Origin of the sequence: Rhizobium sp. TH2, assembly GCF_024707525.1 — a bacterium.
Taxonomy (GTDB): Bacteria; Pseudomonadota; Alphaproteobacteria; order Rhizobiales; family Rhizobiaceae; genus Rhizobium_E.
Map to the genome: position 1 here is coordinate 2,838,153 of NZ_CP062231.1, position 23,064 is coordinate 2,861,216.

21 protein-coding genes are annotated in these 23,064 nt (G+C 61.7%); 14 read left to right on the forward strand and 7 right to left on the reverse strand.

What is annotated here, in order from left to right; translation table 11 throughout:
• The first annotated feature begins 118 nt into the window (after nt 1-118).
• The 3 genes from IHQ71_RS14175 to IHQ71_RS14185 all read left to right on the forward strand — a co-directional run bounded on the left by IHQ71_RS14175 (nt 119) and on the right by IHQ71_RS14185 (nt 3,492).
• Nucleotides 119-1,429 (forward strand): M10 family metallopeptidase C-terminal domain-containing protein, encoded by a 1,311-nt coding sequence (locus IHQ71_RS14175; protein WP_258162602.1) that lies wholly within the window; start codon nt 119-121, stop codon nt 1,427-1,429.
• 22 nt (nt 1,430-1,451) lie between these two features.
• Nucleotides 1,452-1,880: a cupin domain-containing protein gene (locus tag IHQ71_RS14180; RefSeq protein ID WP_258162604.1), complete on the forward strand. Its 429-nt coding sequence runs from the start codon at nt 1,452-1,454 to the stop codon at nt 1,878-1,880.
• Between the two features lie 127 nt (nt 1,881-2,007).
• Nucleotides 2,008-3,492 (forward strand): hypothetical protein, encoded by a 1,485-nt coding sequence (locus IHQ71_RS14185; RefSeq protein ID WP_258162605.1) that lies wholly within the window; start codon nt 2,008-2,010, stop codon nt 3,490-3,492.
• A 283-nt stretch (nt 3,493-3,775) separates the two neighbouring features.
• On the opposite strand, the gene IHQ71_RS14190 is transcribed toward IHQ71_RS14185, so the two are convergent.
• Together IHQ71_RS14190 and IHQ71_RS14195 are read right to left on the reverse strand one after the other, a co-directional pair.
• Nucleotides 3,776-5,170, reverse strand: coding sequence for a M10 family metallopeptidase (locus tag IHQ71_RS14190; RefSeq protein WP_258162606.1), 1,395 nt, complete (start codon nt 5,168-5,170; stop codon nt 3,776-3,778).
• A gap of 349 nt (nt 5,171-5,519) precedes the next feature.
• Entirely contained in the window at nt 5,520-5,891 is a 372-nt protein-coding gene (locus IHQ71_RS14195) for a DUF427 domain-containing protein (protein WP_258162607.1), read from the reverse strand.
• 97 nt (nt 5,892-5,988) lie between these two features.
• Between IHQ71_RS14195 and ggt the strand changes: the two genes are divergently transcribed.
• The 11 genes from ggt (at nt 5,989) to IHQ71_RS14250 (ending at nt 16,822) form a co-directional block, all read left to right on the forward strand.
• Nucleotides 5,989-7,734, forward strand: a complete 1,746-nt coding sequence (ggt, locus tag IHQ71_RS14200; RefSeq protein WP_258162609.1) for a gamma-glutamyltransferase — start codon at nt 5,989-5,991, stop codon at nt 7,732-7,734.
• Between the two features lie 188 nt (nt 7,735-7,922).
• Entirely contained in the window at nt 7,923-8,786 is an 864-nt protein-coding gene (locus IHQ71_RS14205; RefSeq protein WP_258162610.1) for a helix-turn-helix domain-containing protein, read from the forward strand.
• 114 nt (nt 8,787-8,900) lie between these two features.
• Entirely contained in the window at nt 8,901-9,344 is a 444-nt protein-coding gene (locus IHQ71_RS14210; RefSeq protein ID WP_258162611.1) for an SRPBCC family protein, read from the forward strand.
• Nucleotides 9,345-9,354: 10 nt separating this feature from the next.
• Nucleotides 9,355-10,155: a xanthine dehydrogenase family protein subunit M gene (locus IHQ71_RS14215; RefSeq protein WP_258162612.1), complete on the forward strand. Its 801-nt coding sequence runs from the start codon at nt 9,355-9,357 to the stop codon at nt 10,153-10,155.
• Between the two features lie 19 nt (nt 10,156-10,174).
• Nucleotides 10,175-10,657 (forward strand): (2Fe-2S)-binding protein, encoded by a 483-nt coding sequence (locus tag IHQ71_RS14220; protein WP_258162614.1) that lies wholly within the window; start codon nt 10,175-10,177, stop codon nt 10,655-10,657.
• 10 nt (nt 10,658-10,667) lie between these two features.
• On the forward strand, nt 10,668-12,035 hold the full coding sequence (locus IHQ71_RS31895) for a xanthine dehydrogenase family protein molybdopterin-binding subunit (protein WP_308737953.1): 1,368 nt from the start codon (nt 10,668-10,670) through the stop codon (nt 12,033-12,035).
• Nucleotides 12,036-12,038: 3 nt separating this feature from the next.
• Complete coding sequence (locus IHQ71_RS31900) at nt 12,039-13,046, forward strand: xanthine dehydrogenase family protein molybdopterin-binding subunit (protein WP_308737954.1); 1,008 nt, start codon at nt 12,039-12,041, stop codon at nt 13,044-13,046.
• An 8-nt stretch (nt 13,047-13,054) separates the two neighbouring features.
• Nucleotides 13,055-13,936: a MoxR family ATPase gene (locus tag IHQ71_RS14235; protein ID WP_258162615.1), complete on the forward strand. Its 882-nt coding sequence runs from the start codon at nt 13,055-13,057 to the stop codon at nt 13,934-13,936.
• A 214-nt stretch (nt 13,937-14,150) separates the two neighbouring features.
• Nucleotides 14,151-15,302, forward strand: coding sequence for a VWA domain-containing protein (locus tag IHQ71_RS14240; RefSeq protein ID WP_258162616.1), 1,152 nt, complete (start codon nt 14,151-14,153; stop codon nt 15,300-15,302).
• A complete protein-coding gene (locus IHQ71_RS14245) occupies nt 15,286-16,173 on the forward strand; it encodes an amidohydrolase (protein WP_258162617.1) in 888 nt (295 codons plus the stop codon). The genes IHQ71_RS14240 and IHQ71_RS14245 overlap by 17 nt, the downstream gene beginning before the upstream one ends.
• A gap of 46 nt (nt 16,174-16,219) precedes the next feature.
• On the forward strand, nt 16,220-16,822 hold the full coding sequence (locus IHQ71_RS14250; protein WP_258162618.1) for a J domain-containing protein: 603 nt from the start codon (nt 16,220-16,222) through the stop codon (nt 16,820-16,822).
• A gap of 9 nt (nt 16,823-16,831) precedes the next feature.
• Here the strand turns inward: IHQ71_RS14250 and IHQ71_RS14255 are convergent, their stop codons facing one another.
• From IHQ71_RS14255 to IHQ71_RS14275, 5 genes are read right to left on the reverse strand one after another with little or no spacing between them, the layout of a single operon-like run.
• Entirely contained in the window at nt 16,832-18,124 is a 1,293-nt protein-coding gene (locus tag IHQ71_RS14255) for an amidohydrolase family protein (RefSeq protein ID WP_258162619.1), read from the reverse strand.
• Nucleotides 18,125-18,140: 16 nt separating this feature from the next.
• Nucleotides 18,141-19,082: an ABC transporter permease gene (locus tag IHQ71_RS14260; protein WP_258162620.1), complete on the reverse strand. Its 942-nt coding sequence runs from the start codon at nt 19,080-19,082 to the stop codon at nt 18,141-18,143.
• Nucleotides 19,079-20,128 carry an ABC transporter permease gene (locus IHQ71_RS14265; RefSeq protein ID WP_258162621.1) on the reverse strand — a complete coding sequence of 350 codons (1,050 nt, stop codon included), beginning with the start codon at nt 20,126-20,128 and terminating at the stop codon, nt 19,079-19,081. The genes IHQ71_RS14260 and IHQ71_RS14265 overlap by 4 nt, the downstream gene beginning before the upstream one ends.
• Nucleotides 20,118-21,644 (reverse strand): ABC transporter ATP-binding protein, encoded by a 1,527-nt coding sequence (locus IHQ71_RS14270; protein ID WP_258162622.1) that lies wholly within the window; start codon nt 21,642-21,644, stop codon nt 20,118-20,120. Before IHQ71_RS14270 ends, IHQ71_RS14265 begins: the two co-directional genes overlap by 11 nt.
• Nucleotides 21,641-23,053 (reverse strand): amidase, encoded by a 1,413-nt coding sequence (locus tag IHQ71_RS14275; RefSeq protein WP_258162623.1) that lies wholly within the window; start codon nt 23,051-23,053, stop codon nt 21,641-21,643. Before IHQ71_RS14275 ends, IHQ71_RS14270 begins: the two co-directional genes overlap by 4 nt.
• Nucleotides 23,054-23,064 lie beyond the last annotated feature (11 nt).

A 23,064-nucleotide genomic window follows, 5' to 3' on the forward strand; every position in this document is an offset into this window, starting at 1 on the left:
GCCCGTTCAATAAAGCATGGATATGGCCCGGCAAGCAAAAAGCGCCGATATCATGCCCGTTGAAAAGGCCTGTTTACCGGCGTCGGCTAGGATTGCGCCCATCAACCGGACGGGATCGATGCTCAACTGGAACGAAGTCTCGGGGAAGAAAGCCTATAGCGAAGAGCGAGCCGGACTTCTCGTCCTGCTCGAAGGTTCGACGCTAACCCCTTATGTCGATTCGGTGGGCGACCCGACAATCGGCATCGGCTTCAACCTCGTCTACAATCTCGCACCGGTGCTCCGCGTCATCGTCGGCGCCGGGAACTGGAGCGATACGTTGCTCCAAAGGCTGGAGGCGGAAGTCGACAAGAATTACGCACCGAACACCAGTTCAGCGCTCATCGCCAATCTCAACAAGGTGATGTCCGACTGGCACAACAAGCGCGACAGCGACGTGCCCAGCACATTCAGCTTCCGGAACGAGGCGCAGGTCGCCAAGGCATTGGACGCACTCGCGCCGACCTATGATTCCAAGATCGACAAATGGCTTTCCGGCATTCCCGACTCCGAGGAGCGCGCAGCCCTGTTTTCGCTCTGCTGGAATGGCCCGAGCCTGCTGGGACCGAAGCTGAAGGCCGCGATCGAGGACGGCAATCGCGCCGAGGCCTGGTACGAGATCCGCTACAATTCTAACGGCAACGGCATGAAAGGCCTGGCCAACCGCCGCTATGTCGAGGCCGAGACCTTCGGCCTGTTCGACACGGACAGCAGCGCCACTTTTCAGGAAGCCATCAAGACCGGCCAGATGCTGGCAAACCACCACCAGGCGATTCTCTCCTACGAGGATAAATACGACCCGGTCGCCGCCGGAGAAATCAAGGGGGTTGCCGGCATCGAGGCGATCGGCGACGAAATCGCGCCGGCGATTAGGGCGGCTCTCAAGACGATCGGCCTTGCGGCGAAGACCCATGTGGAGGAACTGCTCGCCGCCGAGACGGGCAGCCTCAACATCGCCGGCGACGGCACCACTTATGACAGTGCGAAAAACGATGACGACCTGATCCTGGGCGGCAAGGGGCAAAACATGCTCTCCGGAAACGCAGGCGCCGATATTCTTGCAGGCCTCAAGGGCGCGGACATACTTGCCGGTGGAGCGGGCGCCGATCTGTTCGCGTTTTCCACCATCAAGGACAGCGCCGGGAATGCTTACGACGTGGTCACAGATTTCGGCACCGGCGCCGACCGGATCGCCCTCGGTGGCCTGGGTGACCTCGATTTCCTCGACAAGAAGAATGCGGGCTTTTCCGGCCACGGCCTCGAAGTCAGATGGTTCTGGGATGGCCAGGATACGGTGGTCGAGGCCGACATAGACGGCGACCGCGCGGCGGACCTCAAGATTGTTCTCACCGGACGGTTGACCTTGACGGAAACAGACTTTCTTCTGTGATCCGGTTCAACCGGAGCCCGCCATGACCACTGCGCAAGACATCATCACCGCCCTGAAGCTCGAACCCCACCCGGAAGGCGGATGGTATATCCAGACCTTCCGCGACAACGAGGGTATCGCCGGCCGGGCAAATTCGACGGCGATCTATTATTTGCTCGAAGGCGGCGACCGCTCGCACTGGCACACCGTCGATGCGGTGGAAATCTGGCATTACCATGCCGGCGCCCCGCTCGAACTCAGTCTTTCCGACGACGGCAAAACCGAGCGCAGTATTGTCATCGGCCCGGATATCCTTGCCGGCGAGCGGCCGCAGGGCATTGTTCGAAAGGGTGAATGGCAGAGCGCGAGGAGCCTCGGCGACTGGACGCTGGTGGGCTGTACGGTGGCACCGGGTTTCGAGTTTTCGGGCTTCAGGATGGCGCCGCCGGGCTGGACGCCAGGTACCTCCTAGCGTCAGGAAAGTGGACTATACCTGATACGAATTCGACGTCACGCTCCAACCATAAACTTTACTTCTAAAGCTGAATAGTTCTGCTACGATTACACCACGGCTGAACTACTATTAGGAGAGATTTACCATGGCCAAGTTCACAATCGGGAGCGATATGCCCGAGTTCGGTTTCTTCGATGATTTCTTCGACGGGGAGACATTGGCGATTTCGTCACACGACTCCAGCATCATTTTCTATGAGGATGCCAACGGCGCGCAGATAATATTAACCGGAACCGACCTTACTTTCAGCGGCAATGTTGTGACCGGGGGTGAGATCAGCAACGTTTGGTTCGTCGATGAGAATGGCGGGACGCTCTTTGCCGTAAGCGATGGCAGCTTCAACGCAGTCAGCCTGGCCTCCACCCTGAACGGCGACGAGAGCATCTGGGAATTCGTATCTTTCCTGAGCGCGGGCGACGACACGATCATCGGCAACAGCATCGGCAATGATTTGAACTTCGGCGAAAATCACGGCAACGACACTATCATTGCAGGCGCGGGCGGCAGCTACATTGCCGGCTCAAAGGGAGACGACCTCCTGAAAGGCGGCAGCGGCTGGGATACGCTGAGTTATGAGGACACATTTTACCGGGATGATGACACGAAGGGGATCAAGCTCGACGTCGAAAAGGGCACGGTCACCGACAGCTGGGGGGACAAGGACAAGATCTCGAAGTTCGAGGAGTTCCGGGGATCGGTTTACAAGGACGGCATGCTCGGAAGCAAGAAGGCGGATGCCTTCGCGGGGCTCGACGGCGCCGACCTGCTGGATGGCCGCGGAGGCCTAGATGAGGCGCGGTACTATCTCGACGACAAATATGGCGGAAGTGCCGGAATCTCCGTAAATCTCGGACAACAAAAGATAATCGATGGATTTGGTGACGCAGACAAGGTGATCAGCATCGAGCGCATTTTCGGCACGGCGCACAGCGACACATTTGTCGGCGACAAGGGCGACAATCACTTCATTGGCCTTGCTGGCCTCGACAGTTTCGAGGGTGGCAAGGGCTTCGATGTTCTGGAGTTCTACATCTCGGATGATATGGGCCAGCATGGCGCCGACGTTGACCTGTCGCTTTCCTCAGGTCAAATCAAGGATGACGGTTTCGGCAATGTTGAGGACGCCAATGGCTTCGAGGCAGCCGGCGGCGGCGATGAAGACGACACCATCAAGCTCGGCACGGCGAAAGAGGGATTCGCCTGGGGAGGCGGCGGCGATGACATATTGACCGCGGGGATAGCGGGCAATTGGCTCGGTGGTGGCATCGGCAGCGATACATTCGTTTTCTTGACGACCGAGGCGATTGGGACCCTTGGCAAGAATAAGGTTCAGACCTTTATCTTTGGCTTCTCTCAGAACCAGGACGACGTCATCGACCTGACGGCGCTGGGTGACCTCACTTTCATCGGCGATTCGGCCTTCTCCGGTTCCGATGGCGAGTTGCGGTTCCATTTCAAGAACGGAAACACATTGCTTCAGGGCGACATGAACGGAAACGGCGTTGCCGATTTTACGCTCGAGCTCGGTGGGAAAATCACATTGGTCAGCGACGATCTGCTGCTGGTTTAGCCCCGTTGCTTGTGGCTTGACGACCAGCCTCGGCCGGCCGAGGCTGGTCGCAATTAGGGTTAACAATTACTTTCACTTGCACTATAAAATGCTTGTGCCATTCTGGATTCTCCGGGCGGGGCGGTTTACTGCCATGTTTTCCGTCAGTACCCACTCACAGAGATGTGCCGCCCGGAAGTTCAAATACAAGTAGTGTCTTAATCCCACCTTCCGAAGCGAGGCGTAAGGTTGACGACGACGAGTCATGAACTGACTTCACAAGAGCTATATACTTGACGTCGGCTCAGAGAATGAAATCCGACGCGTCCAGTTCACCCCATCCGGTCGACAGCAGAGTGAGCACTTCGCCGCTGGCGAACCTGATCTCGATATTGCCGCCGGTAACGCGCGTCAGGCCCTGAAGCTCGGCGAAGCCGTCCAGGTTGAACCCGCTCAGATTGATGCGATCCTCGCCGTTGGAAAAGTCGTCGATCGTGTCTGAACCGTAAGATCTGCCGAAGACAAATACGTCGTCGCCGATGCCGCCGTGATAGGTGTCTGTGCCCTTCAAGCCGTTCAGTACGTCGTTTCCGGCATTGCCGTTCAGGTAATTGCCGCCATTGTTGCCGGTCAAGCTGTCATTCCCGGAGCCGCTGACGGCGTTTTCGATCAGCGAGCGGTTGTCGCCCTTGAAAAGCAAGGCGTTGTAGATATTGCCGCCGGCCCTGTGCCCGCCCCCGGCATCGAGGTCAGCAAGCTGCTCCTGGCTGAACACCGAGCTCTTGCCCGGGCGCAGATCGATGACGACCCTGTCCGAATAGGCGCTGAGATCGTAGGTGTCGTTGCCACCGCCGTCCCATATCGTGGCGAAAATGCGGTTCGCACCGGGCTTCATGTCGATCGCGAGGGCACCGTTCACGCGGGTGTCGCCGCTGTCTTCGTCCCAGCTATAGACCGTGTTGCCCGCATTGGTGGTGTAATCGGCGCCATACATGTGCTGCAAGGCAGCGATGTCGGCCATCATATAGGTCTGGGGGTAGCCAAAATCCTCGTTGGTGTATCCCGAACTCTTCTGGCCGGCAAAGCTGTGATAGGTCATGACGGAATATTCGTGCGAGTCGTACTTGCCCTTCAGTACCGTCTGAATCCGGTCGAAATTGCTCGCATCGTGGCCGTGCTTCAGGCCGAGCGCATGGCCGGTCTCATGCAGTATCGTGGCATAGGCATAGTTGCCGGGCGAGGGATTTTGATACTCGCTGTAGTCGCCGAACCATACGTCGCCGCCCCGACCCGTGGCACCGGATGAGGGATAATATGCATAGGCGGTCGGATTGGCGGCATTGGAATCGGCATAGCGGATCGTCGCATTGTTTTCCGATCCTTGCTTCACATCGAGCTTGGTGAAGCCTTCGACGGAGAACCGGTCATTGGCGGCCTTACCGTCCGCTTGGTCGAGGATCGACCGGACAATCTCTTTCTGATTGCTCGAAAACTGTCCGAAATCCTTCTTCGTCTCTTCGCCGTATTTCCTCGCATAATCGGCGACTGCATCCGGAAACGCGTAGGTGATCGCGCCGCCCCATGCGTATCCCGACATCACGCCATCGGCCAATGGATTGTTGGATTTTGAAATTTTGGCTGTCGCAGCTCGCGCTGTGTCAACGGCCGCGAAGGCATCCTTATCGATGCGTGCGGTCATTCGGTTCTCCGTGTCTTGAAGCCCGCCCGTCCCGAATCGCTAAGAACGTCCCCGACGGTGCCCTGCGGGCGCTTCTGAATTCACATGGCCGGTAGAGTACCCGCCAAATCCTGCCCGAATCTTTACCGCCGTGTGAAAGTTGGGAAATTGATCAATTTTTCGTAAAAAATAAGGCAACGACGAAACTCTGTTCCAAAGACGGAAATATGCGGGGGATATCGGTGTCGTTCGGCCAGCACGCATTGATGCGCCGCATATTCCATCAATGCGTGGTCTTCGCGCCCCGTGCGCCAATTGGATAACGCCAGCGTTCAATAACTCTCGGCCGGCGGGGCGATGGCACCTCAAATCAGGCGCGAACCTCGATCTCCACCTTGGCAGCGTAGAACGCCAGATGATCCTTGATAGGGCTCACGGCATCATAGGGTGACTCATAGGTCCAGACCGCATTCCTGCCTTCATCGCCAGTCGGCAGGCTGAAATAGGCGGCATCGCCCTTGTAGGGGCAATAGGTCTCGTGATCCGTGCGGCTGAGCAGGTCCATATTGGCGTCCTCGCGGGGAATATAGAACACGCGTGGATAGGATGCCTCCTCGAGTGAGAGAGCCCGGTTGGTGTCGGCGATGACCTGCCCGCCGGCCCGCACTGTCACATGGGCCGTCTCCGGCGTGATCGTGATGGGATGATCGGGGCCAGGGATCTTGATCGGCTTGCCATTCATCGATTTTCTCCTACTTTGTTTCGGGACGCGCGTTCCGCGCCGGCGATACCCGAAGGCTGCCACCGACACCATGTAGGTTCGACAAAGGGAGAGTGCCATGCACCCGAAGCTGAAATCTGTTTTTTCCATTACGCTCGCCCTCGCCCTGCTCATCCTGCCCGTACCACAAGGATTCGCCGCCTCACCGCAACCGGTGGAAGCTGACAATGGCATGGTGGTGACCGCGCATCGCCTGGCGTCGGAAGCCGGGATCGAAGTGCTGAAGAATGGTGGCAACGCCGTCGATGCCGCCGTTGCGGTCGGCTACGTGCTGGCCGTGGTCTATCCCTCGGCCGGAAATATCGGCGGCGGCGGCTTCATGACCGTCCGGCTGAAGGACGGCAAGACGGCCTTCCTCGATTTCCGCGAGCGCGCGCCGCTCGCCGCCACCAAGACCATGTATCAGGACAAGGACGGCAATGTCGTCAAAGGCCTGTCGACTGCTGGCTATCTCGCGGTTGGCGTGCCGGGCTCGGTGATGGGGCTGGAAACGGCGCGCGTCAAATACGGCACCAGGCCGCGCGAGGAACTGATGGCCGCCGCCATCCGGCTTGCAAAGGACGGATTCACGCTCCAACAGGGTGATGTCGTCACGCTCAATTCCGGCGCCAAAAAGCTCGGCAAGGACAAAGCCGCAGCAGCGATCTTTATGAAGACCGACGGCAAGCCCTTTGCTGTCGGCGATCAGTTGAAACAGCCCGACCTCGCTGCGAGCCTCGAAAGCATTTCGAAGGATGGGCCTGACGCTTTCTACAAGAGTGCGATTGCCGATGCGATCGTCAGGGCCAGCACCGCGAAGGGCGGCATATTGGCAAAGGCCGATTTCGAGCAATATTCGGTGCGCGAACTCGCTCCCATCAAGTGCAATTATCGCGGCTATGAGATCGTCTCGTCGCCGCCCCCGAGTTCGGGCGGCGTGATCATCTGCGAGATCCTCAATATATTGGAGGGCTATCCCCTCGCCCATCTCGGCACGGAGTCCTCGGAAACCGTCCACTACATGGTCGAGGCGATGCGTTATGCATTTGCCGACCGCAATGCGGCCTTGGGCGACCCAGATTTCATCGATAATCCAGTCGAGACGCTGACTGACAAGACCTATGCCGCCAAGATCCGCGCCGCCATCGATCCGTTCCGCGCCGGCAAATCCGACGACATCAAGCCGCTCGGCCTAGCCGAGAGCAACGAGACGACGCACTATTCGATCGTCGACAAGGACGGCAATGCCGTCGCGGTGACCTATACGCTGAATGGCTCCTTCGGCGCTGGCGTGGTGGCCGATGGGACCGGCATCCTGCTCAACAACGAGATGGACGATTTCACCTCCAAGCCCGGCGTCGCCAATCTCTATGGACTGGTGCAGGGCGAGGCCAATGCGATCGCACCGAAGAAGACACCGTTGTCCTCGATGAGCCCGACCATCGTGACCAGGGACGGCAAGCTCTTCATGGTGATCGGCAGCCCCGGCGGCGCGCGCATCATCACCATCACGCTCGAAGCGATCATCAACGTCATCGACCACGGCATGAATATCCAGGAGGCGATCGACGCGCCGCGCATCCATCACCAATGGCAGCCCGACAAGGTGTTCATGGAACCCTTCGCGCTTTCCAGGGATACGCGAAAGCTGCTTTCGGAAATGGGCCATGACGTGAATATCGACTTCGATTGGCCGATCTGGGGCCAGGCCGCAGGAATTCTGGTGGGTGGCAGGAGCATTGAGGAGATCGAGAGCGGCGACGGCGCTCGATTGAACGGCGCGATGGACAGCCGTTCCGTTTCCGGCAAGGCCGTAGGATACTGAGATAGCTGGTTGATCCCAAACAAGGCGCCAATCGGAAAGTCTGATAATCCGCCTCGCCATGACCGCCCTCCTCTTGGTCAGAACCTTGCACTGTTGACTGTAGCGCTCCGAAGACCCAAACTCCCTGGATGCGGATGACGGCGTGCAACGCACGTCGAAACTGGAGGTCTCATTCGCGGGAGGAACAGATGACGGAATCGATAAGGCTCTTTCGGGGGCCGTTCGGACATGTCTCGCTTCTGAATGTCGGTGGCAATCTGGTCACCCATGCGCATTCGGAGGTTCATATCGTGATTTGGCTGGCGGGATCGGCCGGCACGATGACGGTTGGCGGCCAGACCGTCATTCCAGAGCGCGGCGTGGCGATCGGGATCAACTCCTTCGAACCGCACAATCACACCTTTGCCGAGGGAGAGATTCCGGGCCAGTTCCTCGCCTTCTATATCGATTGGGATTGGCTCGCATCGCGCCGTGGTCTCCGCGCCGGCACTGCGGCATTTGCCGAGCCCGTGATGCAGCTCGAGCGGTGGCTGGCCGAGGCGGCGCAATTCCTGCCCAATCGTCTTGGCGATGGCGACGAAGAATTCGCCGCTTACGAACTCGAACGCTTCATCGATCATGTCATGGATGCCGCTGATGCAGCCCGGCCGAAGGACGGCGCCCAGACGATCCGCGGTGGCCGCGATTTCCGTATCCGCAAAGCCTTGGCACTGATGGAAGCCAATATCGGCGAGCGGATCTGTTTCGACGATGTGGCGCGCAGCGTAGGTCTTTCCCGTCCGCACTTCTTCGCGCTCTTCAAGGAGCAGATGAGCGTGACGCCGAATGTCTACTGGAACACGCTGCGCATCACCGAGGCCATGCGCTGCCTGCAGTCCTCGGACGAGTCGATGATCTCGGTCGCCTGCAATCTCGGCTTCACCACGCAAGGCAACTTCTCGCGCTTCTTCCGGGAACATACGGGTGTGCCTCCCACGGTCTATCGCTCGGCGTCGAATGAAGGCCGGTTCGTCGCCACTGCCGGCGAGCGCGGCGCGGAACTCTGTCGATAGAAACGCTTGGGCTGATTATCAGACTGAAAGATCAGCCAGCCAGACGGATCGATAAGCGCCCACACCGCCCCTCCCTATGATGGTCCCATCACGATCACGACAGGGAACCAGCTCATGCCTGATATCACCATTTCCTCCGTCATCGACGCACCGATCGAAAAGGTCTGGGCGCGTGTCCGCGACTTCAATGGCCTGCCCTCCTGGCATCCGCGCATGGTGGCCAGCAAGATCGAAGACGCACGCCCGGCCGACGAGATCGGCTGTATCCGGAATTTCCAGCTCGCCTCCGGCCCGACGATCCGCGAGAAGCTTCTTGCCTTCTCCGATGCCGATCATTCGGTCAGCTACAGCATTATCGAAACACCGCAGCCGATCAGCAATCACAAGGCCACGCTCACCCTGAAGCGCGTGACAGACGGCGACCGTACCTTCGCCGAATGGACGGCGACATTCGATGCGCCGGCTGAAGAGGCCGACAAGGTGGCCGAAGGCATGGGCATCAATGTCTTCCAGGGCGGTTTCAACGCCTTGAAGACGCATTTCGCCGAAAACACTTGAGGAGGACGTCATGGCTCTGACGCTGCAGACTTTTCCGACGTCCGACGCCGCAGCGGCGGCACTCGCCGCGGATGGCGCGGCACGCTACCTCGGCGGCGGCACCCTGGTCGTGCGGGACGCCAATGAGGGCGATGTTACCTTCTCAAGTTATATCCGCACCACCGATCCGGCCCTATCGGCCGTCACCGTAACCGGCGGCCGGGCGAAGCTCGGCGCCTCGGTGACGATGGGGCGCATCATCGCGGACGAACGGCTCGAATGTCTCACCAAGGCTGCGCATTCGGTGGGAGGCCCGGCCATCCGCAACATGGCGACTGTCGGCGGAAATCTCTTTGCGCCCGCCCCCTATGGCGATCTTGGTGTTGCGCTTCTGGCACTTGATGCGGCGGTCGAGATCGGTGGGGCTTCCGTCCCACTTGCACGGTTTCTCAAGGAGCGCGACACCGCCCATGCCCGCTCGGTGGTGAAAAGCATCAGCTTCGCGCTGCCGAACACAGATGCCTTCCGCTTCATAAAGGTTTCCCGCATCAAGCCGAAAGGTGTCTCGGTCATCACAATCGCCGCCGTCCTCGAGGAGAGCGGTGGCGCGATCACCAGCGCCCGCATCGCCTATGGTTGCATGGCCGATCGCCCGATCCGCGCCACCGCGGCCGAAGGCGCTCTCGTCGGCAAGCCTCGAACTGCCGAGGGCATAAGAGACGCCCTAAAGGTCGCGAGCGAGGGCACCGACCCCATCACCGATGCCATCGCCAGCGCCTGGTACCGGACGCAGGTTCTGCCGGTGCATCTCGGCCGACTGTTGTTGGCGTGAACGGGTCAGGGAGGAAATGATGGCCAAGGTTCCAGTCCAGTTCACGCTCAACGGCGAGGAAAAGGCGGAGTTCGTCGAAAGCGGGGCAACACTTCTGAAGGCGTTGCGCGACAAGATCGGCGACATGTCCGTAAAGTCTGGCTGTCAGCAGGGCACATGCGGAAGCTGTTCCGTGCTCATCGACGGCGAGATCAGGCTGTCCTGTCTCACCCTCGCCGAGACCTGCAGCGGCACGGTGATCGAGACGACCGCCGGCCTCGCCGAGAGTGGCGTACTTCACCCGCTGCAACGCGCCTTCAACGAAGGCTTTGCCACGCAATGCGGCTTCTGCACCCCGGGCATGCTGATGGCCGCCAAGGCGCTGCTCGACCGCAACCCGCAGCCGAGCCGCGAAGATGTCGTCGATGCCATCGCGGGCAACATCTGCCGCTGCACGGGCTATGAACCAATCGTGCAGGCGATCCTCGCCGCATCGCGTTCCAATTCCGTCAACGCGGCCTGAGGGGGAGATCATGGAAGTCCGCAAATCCTATTTCGCCGACCAGCGCAAGGATGACCTCAAGGAGATCGGCAAGCCGAGCCTCAGGGTCGATGCTCTGGGCCATGTCACAGGTACGACCAGCTATTTCGCCGACCGCAATTTTCCCGGCCTGCTGCATCTGAAGATGGTGCGCAGCCCGCATCACCATGCCCGCGTTCGAGGCGTGGACTTTTCCGAGGCGGAGAAGCATCCCGGTGTCGTGCGCATCCTCACGGCGTCCGATGTGCCGCACAATGTCTACACGATCCTCACCCTCATCCAGGTCGGCCCCGAGGACGAGACGGTGCTGGCGACCGACAAGGTGCGCTGGAAGGGCGAGGCGATCGTCGCGATCCTCGCCGACAGCGAGCGCGCCGCCAACGAGGCGGTGGCTAAGGTCAAGATCGACTACGAGGTGCTCGAACCGGTATTCAGCATCGACGACGCGCTGAAGCCCGGCGCGCCGGTCGTCAACGAATACCACGGCCAGAATTACTACCGTTACGACAGCGGCGAATGCCGTAAGGTCCGCTTCGGCGATGTCGATGCCGGCTTCGCCCAGGCCGACCACATCCTGGAGGAGACCTATTCCTCCGGCCCGATCGAACACGCGCCGACCGAGACCACCGGCTGCATCGTCATGCCCGAGGGCAACGGCCGTTTCACCTGCTACACCAATACGCAGGCGATGTTCTTCACGCTCGACAACACATCGATCATCCTTGAGATGGATGGCGCCAAGCTGCACATGGTCGGAGGCACTGTTGGTGGCGGCTTCGGCGGCAAGGTAGACGTCACCGTCGAGCCGATCGCTATTCTCGGCGCCAAGCTCACCGGCCGGCCGGTATCGTTCATCTACAGCCGAGAGGAGGAGATGCAGGTCTCCTCGCCCCGCGCCGCCGAAAAGCTCGTCATCAAGGATGGCGTGATGAACGATGGCCGCATCGTCGCCCACTACGTGAAGGCCTATATCGACGCCGGCGCCTATTCCCGCCACTCGCCCTATGGTGCGCAGAAATCGGCCGCCCACTTCCCCGGCCCCTACACGGTGCCGAACGTGTTCGTCGATAGCTACTGCGTCTACACCAATCGGACGCCGTCGAGCGCCATGCGCGGCTTCGGCGTCACGATCGGCGATTTCGCGCTCGAAGTGCAGATGGACAAACTGGCGCGCCTCGTCGGCATGGACCCGCTCGAATTCCGCTTCATCAATGCGTATCGCGACGGCGACATGAAGGCGCATAGACAGCCGACCGAGGGCGCCGCGCTGATCGAATGCATGCAGGAGGCGGCGCGCATTTCCAACTGGCCGCTGGCGGACAAATATTTCGCCATGTCGTCCATGAAGAGGGAGGGCTGAACCATGGCCATCAGGAAAGGCCGCGGTGTCTCCGCCGTCAATTATCCCACCGGCATGAATCTCGGCGGCGACCCGACCCAGGCGCTGGTACATTCGACGCCGACCGGCAATTTCATGGTCTCGCTGTCCTCGGTCGATCTTGGCCAGGGACTGAAGCAGATCATGAGCCAGATCTGCGCCGAGACCATCGGCGTGCCGGTCGATCGCGTGATCATCGACACCGCCGACACCGACACCGGCCCGCATTGCATGGGCACATTCGCCTCGCGCGGCACCCACCGCGCCGGTAATGCCGTGATCCAGGCGGCCAAGGAGGCACGGCAGGTGATGCTGGAAGTCGCGGCCGAGGAACTTGAGACCGATGCGTCGGACCTCGATACCGACGGCTTGGGCAACATCCACGTCAAGGGCGCGCCTCAGCGGTCGATCTCGATCTTCGACACTGCCCTTGTCGCCCATTTCAAGCGCGGCCGTTCCATCTCCGGGCGTGGCATGTTCCTGATCCCCCGCTCCTATCCCGACATGGAAACGGGCGCGATGAAGCCTTCGACCTGCTATGCGCATGCCTGCACCGTCGCCGATGTAGAGGTCGACGACGAGACCGGCGAAGTGACGGTGCTCTCGATCAAGAACGTCTTCGAAATCGGCCGGGCACTGAACCCGAAGATGGTCGAGCAGCAATTGGTCGGCGGCTCCTGGATGGGGATGAGCCATGCGCTCTATGAAACGACGGAGCCCTATTATCCAAACCGCGAGCATGGCGGGCGGGACTTCAACGAATATCTGATGCCTGGCCCCGGCGATCTCGCCGATACGGAAATCGTCGTTCTGGAACGCCCGGCGGCGGACGGTCCCTATGGCGCGAAAGGGCCTGGCGAAATGTGCGCGAATCCGCAAATCCCGGCCATTGCCAATGCTATATTCGACGCGGTCGGCGTCAGGGTCGATACTCTGCCGATCACGCCGGAGCGGATTCTGCGCGCGCTGCAGCAAAGCCGCGCAAGCCATTGAGCGCAATCATGAATACGCAATCGGCAACTGAGGTCTTCGTCTCGCCCGAAACGGTGGCCGAGCATTTCGCGGCCTGCCGCTACATCGCTGACGAGCCGCTGGCTACCGCTGTCTTCTTGGCGATCCGGCTCGGCAAGCCGCTGCTGATCGAAGGCATGCCCGGTGTTGGCAAGACCGAGGCCGCCAAGGCGGTCGCCCAGATCCTCGGTCGTGATCTTATCCGTTTGCAATGCTATGAGGGCGTCGACGCCCAGCATGCACTCTATGAGTGGAACTACCAGCGCCAGCTGCTGGCGATCCGACAGGCCGACAAGGCCGATATCGATATCTATGACGACCGCTTCCTGATCGAGCGTCCCCTGCTCCGCTCGCTGCGCAATCCCGAGCACACCGTGCTTCTTGTCGACGAGATCGACCGCGCGGACCATGAATTCGAGGCGCTGCTGCTCGAATATCTCTCGGACTTCCAGATCTCGATCCCCGAGCGTGGCACGGTCAGCGCCAGCCAGCCGCCCGTGGTCATCCTCACGTCAAACCGGACCCGCGAACTCGCCGAAGCCCTGCGACGGCGCTGCGTCTATCACTGGATCGCCTATCCCGAGCCCGGCCGCGAAGCCGCGATCATCGCGGCCCGCGCGCCCGGCGTCGCCGAGGCTACGGCCTCCGCCGTCGCCCGCGCCGTCAGCGCCATCCGCGCACGCCCGCTGGCCAAGCCGCCAGGCATTTCGGAATCGGTCGAATGGGCCAATGCCGCTACCGTGCTCGAAAAGGGCGGCAGCCCCTGGCCGGAAGCATTCCGCCGGGCCATCGGCGTGCTGATCAAGGACGAAGAGGACCTGGCCCTGATGCGCACAGAACTGCCGCGCATTCTGGATGAGGCACTGGCATGAGCGGGAGCAACGATCTCCCTCTTCTCCCCTTGGGGAGAAGGTGGCCCGTAGGGTCGGATGAGGGGTTCTCTCAAACATCCCACAAGCGGCTGAGAACCCCTCATCTGCCCTTCGGGCATCTTCTCCCCAAGGGGAGAAGCGGGCGCAAGCTCAACCGCCGTCTTTCCACACACTTCTGCCTCGCCCGCGTCAGCAAAGAGCGGGAGGCTTGCATATGCCGCTAACCCTCCTGCCCCGCGAATGCGCGCCATTCCTCGACTTCGTCCATGCACTCCGTCGCCAAGGCTTCGCCGTCTCGCCTGACCAAACCGAGACATTCCTCTCCGCCATCACCCTGCTCGGGCCTCGCGGCATGGAGCACATTCGCCATGCGGCCATCGCCACGCTGGCGCCGCCAATCGAGCGAATGGGCGCGTTCGAAGCCCTCTTCCGCGCCATCTTCTTCGGCGAGGTGCGGGCAGCAGCGCTTCAGGATTCCACGGAAGACGAAACCACAGTCAACGACCGTGAAGGCCATGAGCCGCAGGGAGAGGTCGCGCTGGAGCAGGAGCAAGGTGGCGCCAAAGCTTCAGCGTTTGAAAGGCTTTCTACCCGCGATTTCGATCAAACGGATATCGGCCTCGGCGCATTCCGGCGCGCGCTTGCCGATGCCCTGCCCCGCCGGCATTCCTTCCGACAGCTTCGTGTCCACTCGAATGGCGCGATCGATCTCCGCCGCTCGCTTCGCGATATCGTCCGTGCCGAAGGCGACCTCGCCGTACCGCGCCTGCGCCGGCGCCAGGAGGTGGTGCGCCGCCCGCTGATCTTCATCGACATATCCGGCTCGATGAGCGGCCATACCGACGAATTGCTGGCACTTGCCCATGCCACGATTCAGGCCATTCCACGCACCGAGATATTCACTATCGGCACACGGTTGAGCCGCATCACGACGGCACTCCGTGCGCAGGACCGGACGGTTGCGCTCGCCCGCGCCGCGACCGCCGTCGATGATTGGAACGGCGGCACGCGCATCGGCCCCGCCCTCAAGGCCTTCCTCGCCATCCCCCGCTTTGCGGCCATGGCACGAGGGGCACTCGTGGTGATCGCCTCCGATGGCCTCGAACGCGGCGGCCATGCGGAATTCGAAAGCTCGATGCGCCGGCTCTCTCATCTCGCCCATCGCCTTTCCCTAGCGACGCCTCTTGCCGGCGACAGCAGATTCCGGCCGGAAACGGCAGCGCTCGCGGCCGTGCTTCCCTGGCTCGACGACCTGGTCGATGGCTCGTCGGCCCATGCCATCGCCCGCTTCATGCTCACCCTCGACCGGCCGGCGCCCCGCGCCTCAGCCGTCTGGAAGGAGAAAGCCCATGCCTTCAGTCATTGACTCCCACTTCCACATCTGGCGCCGCGACGATCTTCCCTGGCTGAACGGGCCAATGGTGCCGCGCATCTTCGGACCCTATGAACCGATCCGCCGAGACTACCCGATCGCGGAATATCTGGGCGAACTCGACGGGCTCGATATCACCAAGGCGGTCTATGTGCAGACCAATTGGGCCAAGACCGATTTCGAGAAGGAGGTCGCCTGGGTCAGCGACACCGCCAAGGAAACCGGGTGGCCACATGCCATCGTCGGCTATGCCGATATGACGCTGGAAGACGTGCGCCCTCAGCTTGATCGTCTCAAAGCCTATCCGCTGGTGCGCGGCGTGCGGATGCAGCTTCATTGGCACGACGTGCCGGAATACCGCTTCGCGCCGAACCCCGAACAGGTGCTCGATCCGGCCGTCCGCCGCAATGTTTCGCGCCTCAACGATTACGACTATTCCTTCGACCTGCAACTCTTTCCTGCGCAGATGCGCGCAGGCGCCGAACTTGTCGCCGAAAACCCGAAGACTGATTTCATCCTCACCCATTGCGGCATGCTGACCGATGACCGTCCCGAGACGGTAGCGTCGTGGAAAGAGGGCCTGGCTCATTTTGCCACCCTGCCGAACCTCTCCGCGAAGCTTTCAGGCCTCGGCACGTTCGGCCATCGCAACGATCCGGCGCTGATTGCGCTTGTCATCGATGGCGGCGTGGAGATTCTCGGAAGCGACCGGCTGATGTTCGGCTCGAACTTTCCGATCGAGAAGCTTTGGACGACCTATGCTTCCGTTCTCGCGGCGCACAAGGCCGCCGTCGAAAAGCACGGTCCAAAGGCGTTGACGGACGTTTTCCACGACACTGCAAACCGGGTCTATCGGCCGGCCTGAAACGGCCACGTGTGGACAACGATTCCTGCCGGGGTTACATGGAGGCATGATTGATCCCTACGACACACTGGGCGTGAGCCGCGATGCGGATGATGTGGCGATCAAGGCCGCCTACCGGCGCCTTGCAAAATCCGCCCATCCCGACTCAGGTGGCGACGCGGATGCCTTCGTGCTGGCCCGGAAGGCGCAGGACCTGTTGCTCGATCCGCTCCGCCGCAAGGTCTTCGATGCTACCGGCTACGATCCCGAACTCGCCGATCCCCGCGATCTCCAGGGCCTGATGGTGATCGAGAAACTGGTCAACGACATCGTGCTCGATGAGCGCGAGCCCGGCACTTTCGATCCGCTTGAGCGGATGCGCGCAACGCTTCTGAACGATATCCGCAAGGCGCGCTTCCATGCCGCCGAGATGGAAGGCCACGGTGCCCGCGTCGGCCGGCATCTCGACAGGATCGCGACGCGGCCGGCGACCGATATTCTCGGCTACATGCTGAAGGCGCGGATCGAGGCGATCACCAAGGCCGTGCTGGAAGCCAGGAAGCAGATCGAGGCAACCGAACGGGCGCTCGAAATGCTGGAAGACTATAGTTATGAAATGGACGAGGCCGGAAAAAACGAGCGCCGTCCGGTAGTGACACTGACCCGATAAAGCCCTGCCTCAGGCCTTGATCGGGATGTAATCAAGCCCGCCGTCAATGCTTTTTGGCCGGCCGTCGAGGAAGAGTTCGCCGATGCGCGGCGCGGATCTGGCGATGACCTTGCCGCCCTTGACGACCGCCAGCCGGGTCGGCTTCAGTCTCAGCGCCTCGATCACATCCGACGCCTGAAGGATGACCAGATCGGCATTGCAGCCCTTTTCCAGGCCATAGCCTTCAAGGCCCATGGTCTTGGCGGAATTGACCGTCAGCGCGTCGAAAATCTTCTTCTTGTCCTCGATGCCGGCCATCTGCGCGACATGGATCGCCATGTGGCCGACCTCGAGCATATCGCCGGAGCCCATCGAATACCAGGGATCCATGACGCAATCATGCCCGAAGGACACATTGAGCCCGGCGTCCATCAGTTCACGCACCCGCGTCATGCCGCGCCGCTTGGGATAGGTGTCGTGCCGGCCCTGCAGCATGATGTTGATCAGCGGATTGGGGATCACATTGATCCTGGCCTCAACCATGAGCGGGATGAGCTTGGAGACGTAATAATTGTCCATCGAGTGCATCGAGGTGAGATGCGAGCCGGCCACCCGGCCCTGCAGCCCGAAGCGAATGGTATCGGCGGCGAGCGTCTCGATGTGGCGGGACATCGGATCGTCGGTCTCGTCGCAATGCATGTCGACCGGCAGGCCCCGATCGGCGGCAATGCGGCAGAGAGCCTCGACCGAGGCAGCGCCCTCATCCATCGTGCGCTCGAAATGCGGAATGCCGCCGACGATATCGACGCCCATGTCGAGCGCGCGGTTAAGGGACGCGATGCCGTCCGCAGCGCGATAATAGCCGTCCTGCGGGAAGGCCACGAGTTGCAGGTCGATATATGGCTTCACCCGCTCGCGCACTTCGATCATCGCTTCGACCGTGACGAGCTTCGGATCGGACGTATCGACATGGCTTCGGATAAAGAGCAGGCCTTGGGTGACCGCCAGATCGCAATAGCGCAGCGCGCGCTCGACCAGTTCCTCCTTCGTCACGATCGGCCGGAGTTCGCCCCAGAGCGCGATGCCTTCGAGCAGCGTGCCCGAGACATTCATCCGCGGCAGGCCGAGCGACAGCGTCGCGTCCATATGGAAATGAGGATCGACGAACGGCGGCGTAACAAGCCGGCCAGTGGCGCTGATTTCCTCGCCTGCGTCGGCTGCGATGGACTTCTCGATTGCATCGATCTTGCCGCCTGATATGCCGATATCCATGCCCGTCCGGCCATCGGGAAGGTTTGCGTCGCGAATGATCAGGTCGAACATGGAACTCTCCTTGGGATTATCTCTCGCCGCGCCGGTAGGGCTGCATCAACGCCTGTGGTACGCGGGCACGCCGCGCCATGACGGCGAGTGCTGCAATGGACAGGATGTAGGGCGTCATCAGGAATATCTGGTAGGGCACGCCTTCAACAGCTGTTTGCAGGCGAAGCTGGAACGCATCGAAGAAGGCGAAGAGCAGCGCGCCAAACAGCGCCCTGCCCGGCCGCCAGGATGCGAAGACGACGAGCGCGATGCAGATCCAGCCACGCCCCTGCACCATGGTGGGGAAGAAGCTGTTGAAGGCCGAGAGCGTGAGGAATGCTCCACCCACAGCCATCAGCGCGCTTCCGACGATCACCGCGCCATAGCGCACTTTCATGGGGTTGACGCCCTGTGCTTCGGCCGCATGCGGGTTCTCGCCGGTCATGCGGATTGCCAGGCCAACAGGCGTGCGGAAGATAACATATGCGAGGATCAGCGCCACCACGATCGCCAGATAGGTCGGCGCGGTCTGGGTGAAGAGCGCGGGGCCAAGAAACGGTAGCGATGACAGGAACGGAACATCGATCGGCTGGAACGGCACGATCGTCGGCGGCGTACCCGCGACCGGCACGATCAGGCGGAAGACATAATAACTGAAGCTTGAGGCAAACAGCGTCACGCCCAGTCCCGCCACGTGCTGGGAAAGGCCGAGCGTGACAGTCAGCACCGAATGAAGCACGCCGAAAATCCCGCCGGCAATCGCCGCGACCAGCAGTCCCGTCCAGAGATCGGCGCCATGATAGACCGAGAGCCAGCCGATCATCGCGCCAAAGGTCATGATGCCCTCGATGCCGAGATTGAGGACGCCGGCGCGTTCGCAGAGCAATGCGCCGAGCGTGCCGAAGATCAGCGGCGTTGCGATCCTGAGGATCGCGGCCCAGAGCCCGGCGGAAGCGAGAATGTCGAACAACACGCTCATCGGCGGATCCTGTATTGGGTGAAGAACAGCGCCACCAGCATGGTCAGCAGCGACAGCGCCACGGTGACGTCGGCGATATAGGTGGGAATGCCGAGGCTGCGGCTCATGCCATCGGCTCCGACGAACATGATGGCCGTGAAAAGTGCCGCAAACACCACGCCGATCGGGTTGAGATTGGCGAGCATGGCGACGACGATGCCGGCATAGCCGAAGCCGGGCGAAAGATCGGTCGTGACATAGCCCTTGACGCCCATGACCTCGATGGCACCAGCGAGACCGGCAAGTCCGCCCGACAGGCAGGCAACCTTGACCAGCGTCCTGCCGAGCGGCACGCCCGCAAACACGGCACCTTGCGGATTGAGCCCCGCGGCGCGCGACTGCATGCCGAAGACCGTGCGTGACTGGATGAGATAGACGATCACGGCGAGCACCACGGCGATGGCGAGCCCGATATGCAGCCGCGATCGCGCGATCAGCTTCGGCAGCATCGCGTGATCGGCCACCGGTTGCGATTGTGGCCAGCCGAAGGCCAGCGGGTCCTTCAGCACGCCATCGATCAGCATCGAGACGAAAAGCACCGCGATGAAATTCATCAGCAGGCTGGTCACGACCTCATCGACCGAAAAGCGCAGGCGCAGCCAGAGCGGGATCAGGATCAGCACCATGCCGGCCATCGCCCCGATCACCAGAAGCAGCGGGATCAAGATCGGCGCGGGCAGACCCGCGAGAAGCTTGGAGCCGAAGGCGGCGACCGCGATCGCCCCCAAATAGAATTGGCCCTCGGCGCCGATATTCCACAGCCGCGCCCGGAAAGCCACGGCCGCCGCAAGGCCGGTCAACATCAGCGGCGTCGCCCGCGTCAACGTTTCGGTGGCCGACAGCCGCGAGCCGAAGGCGCCGATCAGGATGCGCCGATAGGCTTCGAAAACCGGCGCGCCGGCGATGGCGATCAATATGCCGGACAGTGCGAGAGCGGCAATTATGGCGAGGACCGGAGCGCCGATCATCAGCCAGAGCGGACGCTGCTCGCGACGTTCAAGGCGCATGGGCGGCCTCCGTCGCATGGCTCCAGTCGCCCGACATCATCAGGCCCAGCCTGCGGGCATCGGCATGTTCGGCATCGACCGGCGGCGACAGCCTGCCACCAACAATCGCCTGGATGCGGTCGGCGAGCGAAATGACCTCGTCGAGATCCTCCGAGATCAGCAGCACGGCGGTGCCCTGCCGTCGCGCTTCGAGAATGCGCGCATGGACCGCCGCGACGGCGCCCTCATCCAGCCCGCGCGCCGGTTGGGCCGCGATCAGGATGCGCGGACGCTGCGACAGATTGCGGCCAAGGATCAGCTTCTGCATATTGCCGCCCGAGAGCAGACGCGTACGGCTGGCGGGATTGCCGCCGCGCACATCAAATTGATCGATGATGTCTCTCGCGAAGGCCATGCCCGCTCTTCGATCCACCAACCCGTTCTTGGAATAGGCGGCAAGCCGTTCGAGCACGACATTCTCCCAGATCGCCATTTCGCCGATCGCGCCCTCGCCGTTGCGATCCTCGGGAATGCGGCCGATACCGGCCTCCACGACCTCCGCCACGCCGAGATTGCCGATCGGATGTCCGTAGAGCATCAAGTCACCCGAACTTCGCGCCAGTGTGCCCGACAACAATTGCGCGAGCGGAGCCTGGCCATTTCCCGAAATGCCGATGATACCCAGCACTTCGCCCTCGCGAAGCTGGAAGCTGACATTCTTCAACCGCTCGACGCCGTCGATGCGCAGGCAGACATCGGCCGCTTCGAGCACCACGGCACCGGGCGTGGAAGGCTCACGCACGGGGCGGGTTACACGATGCCCAACCATCAGTTCGGCAAGCTCGGCCTTGCTGGTCTCGGCTGCCTTGCGCTCGGCTACCACTTTTCCGCCGCGCAGCACGACGATGCGATCGGCAGCGGCCATGACTTCATGGAGCTTGTGGGAGATGAAGATCAGCGACAGACCCTGCCGCGCCATCTCCTTGAGCGTTGCAAACAGGCGCTCCGCTTCGATATTGGTCAGCACCGCCGTCGGCTCATCGAGGATCAGGATGCGGGCATCGTTGTAGAGCGCTTTCAGGATTTCGACCCGCTGCTGTTCGCCGACCGAGAGGTCGCCGAGCCGCGCATCGGGATCAACCTTGAGGCCGAAGCGTTCGGCAATGCCGGTGAGCTTCCTCCGCGCTGCCGCCGTGCCGGATCCCAGCTTCCAGAGCTTCTCCGTGCCGGTCATCACATTCTCGAGCACGGTGAGATTGGGCGCCAGCGAGAAATGCTGGTGAACCATCCCGACGCCAGCGCCGATAGCGGCGCGCGGCCGGCCCGGCGGCAGTTCCTCGCCATCGACCAGGACACGCCCTGCATCCGGCACGTAATGGCCGAACAGGATGCTCATCAGCGTCGTCTTGCCGGCACCGTTTTCGCCGAGCAACGCAACGATCTCACCCTTGGCAAGCGACATGGAAATATCGTTGTTGGCGAGATTGTCGCCGAACCGCTTGCTGACGCCTGAAATCTCGAGAACCGGTGTGCTCATGCAGCCAACCCCGCAACTGGAAACCTGTGCTGCCAGCGCCCTTCCGACTCCAGCCTTTCGGCAAGCGCGAGAAGCAGCGGCTCCTGGCTCATCGGCGCCATGATCTGGATCGGCAACGGCAGGCCGTCGGCATCCGATTCAAAGGGCAACGTGATCGCCGGAAACCCAGAAATGTTGGCAAGCGACGCGAGCGGCGCAAAAGCCGTCATGCGTTCGAGATGAAGGTCTACATCTCCGTGGTCGGATGGGAATGAACCTATCGGCAGCGGCGGCGAGGACAGCATGGGCGTCAGAATCACATCGACGCGATCGAAGAGCTGCCAGAGGTCGCGGCTGACCAGCACGCCCGCGTTCAGCGCGTCCCAGAGCGATGTGCCGATCATATCACGTCCGCGCATCACGAAAGCCCGCGTGAGAGTCTCCGCCCGGACTATATCGAGCCCGAGCGAATCCACCAAGGCCGCGAGATTGACCGAAACAATGTCGCCGAAGACTTTGCCGCTAGCCGATATCATGGGTTCGAAATTGGTCCATGCCAGGGACACCAAACTGTGGCCGCCGGCTTCGAGGCTCTTTGCTGCGGCTTCCACGGCACCGCTCCGCTCGCTCGATGTCGGATAGGCCGCGCCAGCCTCGGCGAGGACCCCGATCCTCAGCTTCCGACCGTTGGGAGGCATCAGCGCAACATCGGCAAACGGCCCACGCACCTGTCCGCTCAGAGCGTCGAAAATGGCAGCCGTATCGCGCACCGATCGGGTCACTGCCAATTCGCTGGCGATGCCGCCGAGATGATTGCCGAAGGATGGCCCCGCGGGCATCGCGCCACGGCTGGGCTTGAGACCTACCAGCCCGCAGCAAGCCGCAGGCACGCGGATCGATCCGCCGGCATCCGTTGCGTGTGCGATTGAGACGATACCTGCTCCGACGGCCGCCGCCGCACCGCCAGAGGAGCCGCCCGCCGTCAACGTGGGATCAAGCGGGTTGCGGCAGATCGGACCGATTGCCGGCTCGCTCGCCAGCGACAGGCCGAATTCGGGGCTCGTGGTCAACCCGAACAGGCAAAAGCCGGCATCCCGAAAGCGGCTCGCCAGATCGGAATCCGCCTCGCCGCCTGTCCGTTTGAACAACCGTGATCCCGCCGTAACCGGCAGACCCGTAAACGGCCCGCCGAGATCCTTGGCCAACGTGGGCACGCCGCCGAAGACGCGGTTGGCAAAACGACCGGGAGCGGCTCTGCGTTCATCATCCATTGCCCGCGCGGCAGCCATGCCCATCCCGGAGTCGAGATGGGCAATCGCACCCAGGGCTTCATGCAGGGCAGCGGCATCGAGGGACGCCTGCATCGCATCGGCTGCGCTTGAGGTTCCCCTTCTGATCGCCCTGGCAAGCGCAGTGGCATCTTGGATCATGACAGGGCCGA

Coding starts and splice junctions, on each gene's coding strand:
- IHQ71_RS14175 (WP_258162602.1), top strand. CDS start 119: ATGCTCAACTGGAACGAAGTCTCGGGGAAGAAAGCCTATAGCGAAGAG.
- IHQ71_RS14180 (WP_258162604.1), top strand. CDS start 1,452: ATGACCACTGCGCAAGACATCATCACCGCCCTGAAGCTCGAACCCCAC.
- IHQ71_RS14185 (WP_258162605.1), top strand. CDS start 2,008: ATGGCCAAGTTCACAATCGGGAGCGATATGCCCGAGTTCGGTTTCTTC.
- IHQ71_RS14190 (WP_258162606.1), bottom strand. CDS start 5,170: ATGACCGCACGCATCGATAAGGATGCCTTCGCGGCCGTTGACACAGCG.
- IHQ71_RS14195 (WP_258162607.1), bottom strand. CDS start 5,891: ATGAATGGCAAGCCGATCAAGATCCCTGGCCCCGATCATCCCATCACG.
- ggt (WP_258162609.1), top strand. CDS start 5,989: ATGCACCCGAAGCTGAAATCTGTTTTTTCCATTACGCTCGCCCTCGCC.
- IHQ71_RS14205 (WP_258162610.1), top strand. CDS start 7,923: ATGACGGAATCGATAAGGCTCTTTCGGGGGCCGTTCGGACATGTCTCG.
- IHQ71_RS14210 (WP_258162611.1), top strand. CDS start 8,901: ATGCCTGATATCACCATTTCCTCCGTCATCGACGCACCGATCGAAAAG.
- IHQ71_RS14215 (WP_258162612.1), top strand. CDS start 9,355: ATGGCTCTGACGCTGCAGACTTTTCCGACGTCCGACGCCGCAGCGGCG.
- IHQ71_RS14220 (WP_258162614.1), top strand. CDS start 10,175: ATGGCCAAGGTTCCAGTCCAGTTCACGCTCAACGGCGAGGAAAAGGCG.
- IHQ71_RS31895 (WP_308737953.1), top strand. CDS start 10,668: ATGGAAGTCCGCAAATCCTATTTCGCCGACCAGCGCAAGGATGACCTC.
- IHQ71_RS31900 (WP_308737954.1), top strand. CDS start 12,039: ATGGCCATCAGGAAAGGCCGCGGTGTCTCCGCCGTCAATTATCCCACC.
- IHQ71_RS14235 (WP_258162615.1), top strand. CDS start 13,055: ATGAATACGCAATCGGCAACTGAGGTCTTCGTCTCGCCCGAAACGGTG.
- IHQ71_RS14240 (WP_258162616.1), top strand. CDS start 14,151: ATGCCGCTAACCCTCCTGCCCCGCGAATGCGCGCCATTCCTCGACTTC.
- IHQ71_RS14245 (WP_258162617.1), top strand. CDS start 15,286: ATGCCTTCAGTCATTGACTCCCACTTCCACATCTGGCGCCGCGACGAT.
- IHQ71_RS14250 (WP_258162618.1), top strand. CDS start 16,220: ATGATTGATCCCTACGACACACTGGGCGTGAGCCGCGATGCGGATGAT.
- IHQ71_RS14255 (WP_258162619.1), bottom strand. CDS start 18,124: ATGTTCGACCTGATCATTCGCGACGCAAACCTTCCCGATGGCCGGACG.
- IHQ71_RS14260 (WP_258162620.1), bottom strand. CDS start 19,082: ATGAGCGTGTTGTTCGACATTCTCGCTTCCGCCGGGCTCTGGGCCGCG.
- IHQ71_RS14265 (WP_258162621.1), bottom strand. CDS start 20,128: ATGCGCCTTGAACGTCGCGAGCAGCGTCCGCTCTGGCTGATGATCGGC.
- IHQ71_RS14270 (WP_258162622.1), bottom strand. CDS start 21,644: ATGAGCACACCGGTTCTCGAGATTTCAGGCGTCAGCAAGCGGTTCGGC.
- IHQ71_RS14275 (WP_258162623.1), bottom strand. CDS start 23,053: ATGATCCAAGATGCCACTGCGCTTGCCAGGGCGATCAGAAGGGGAACC.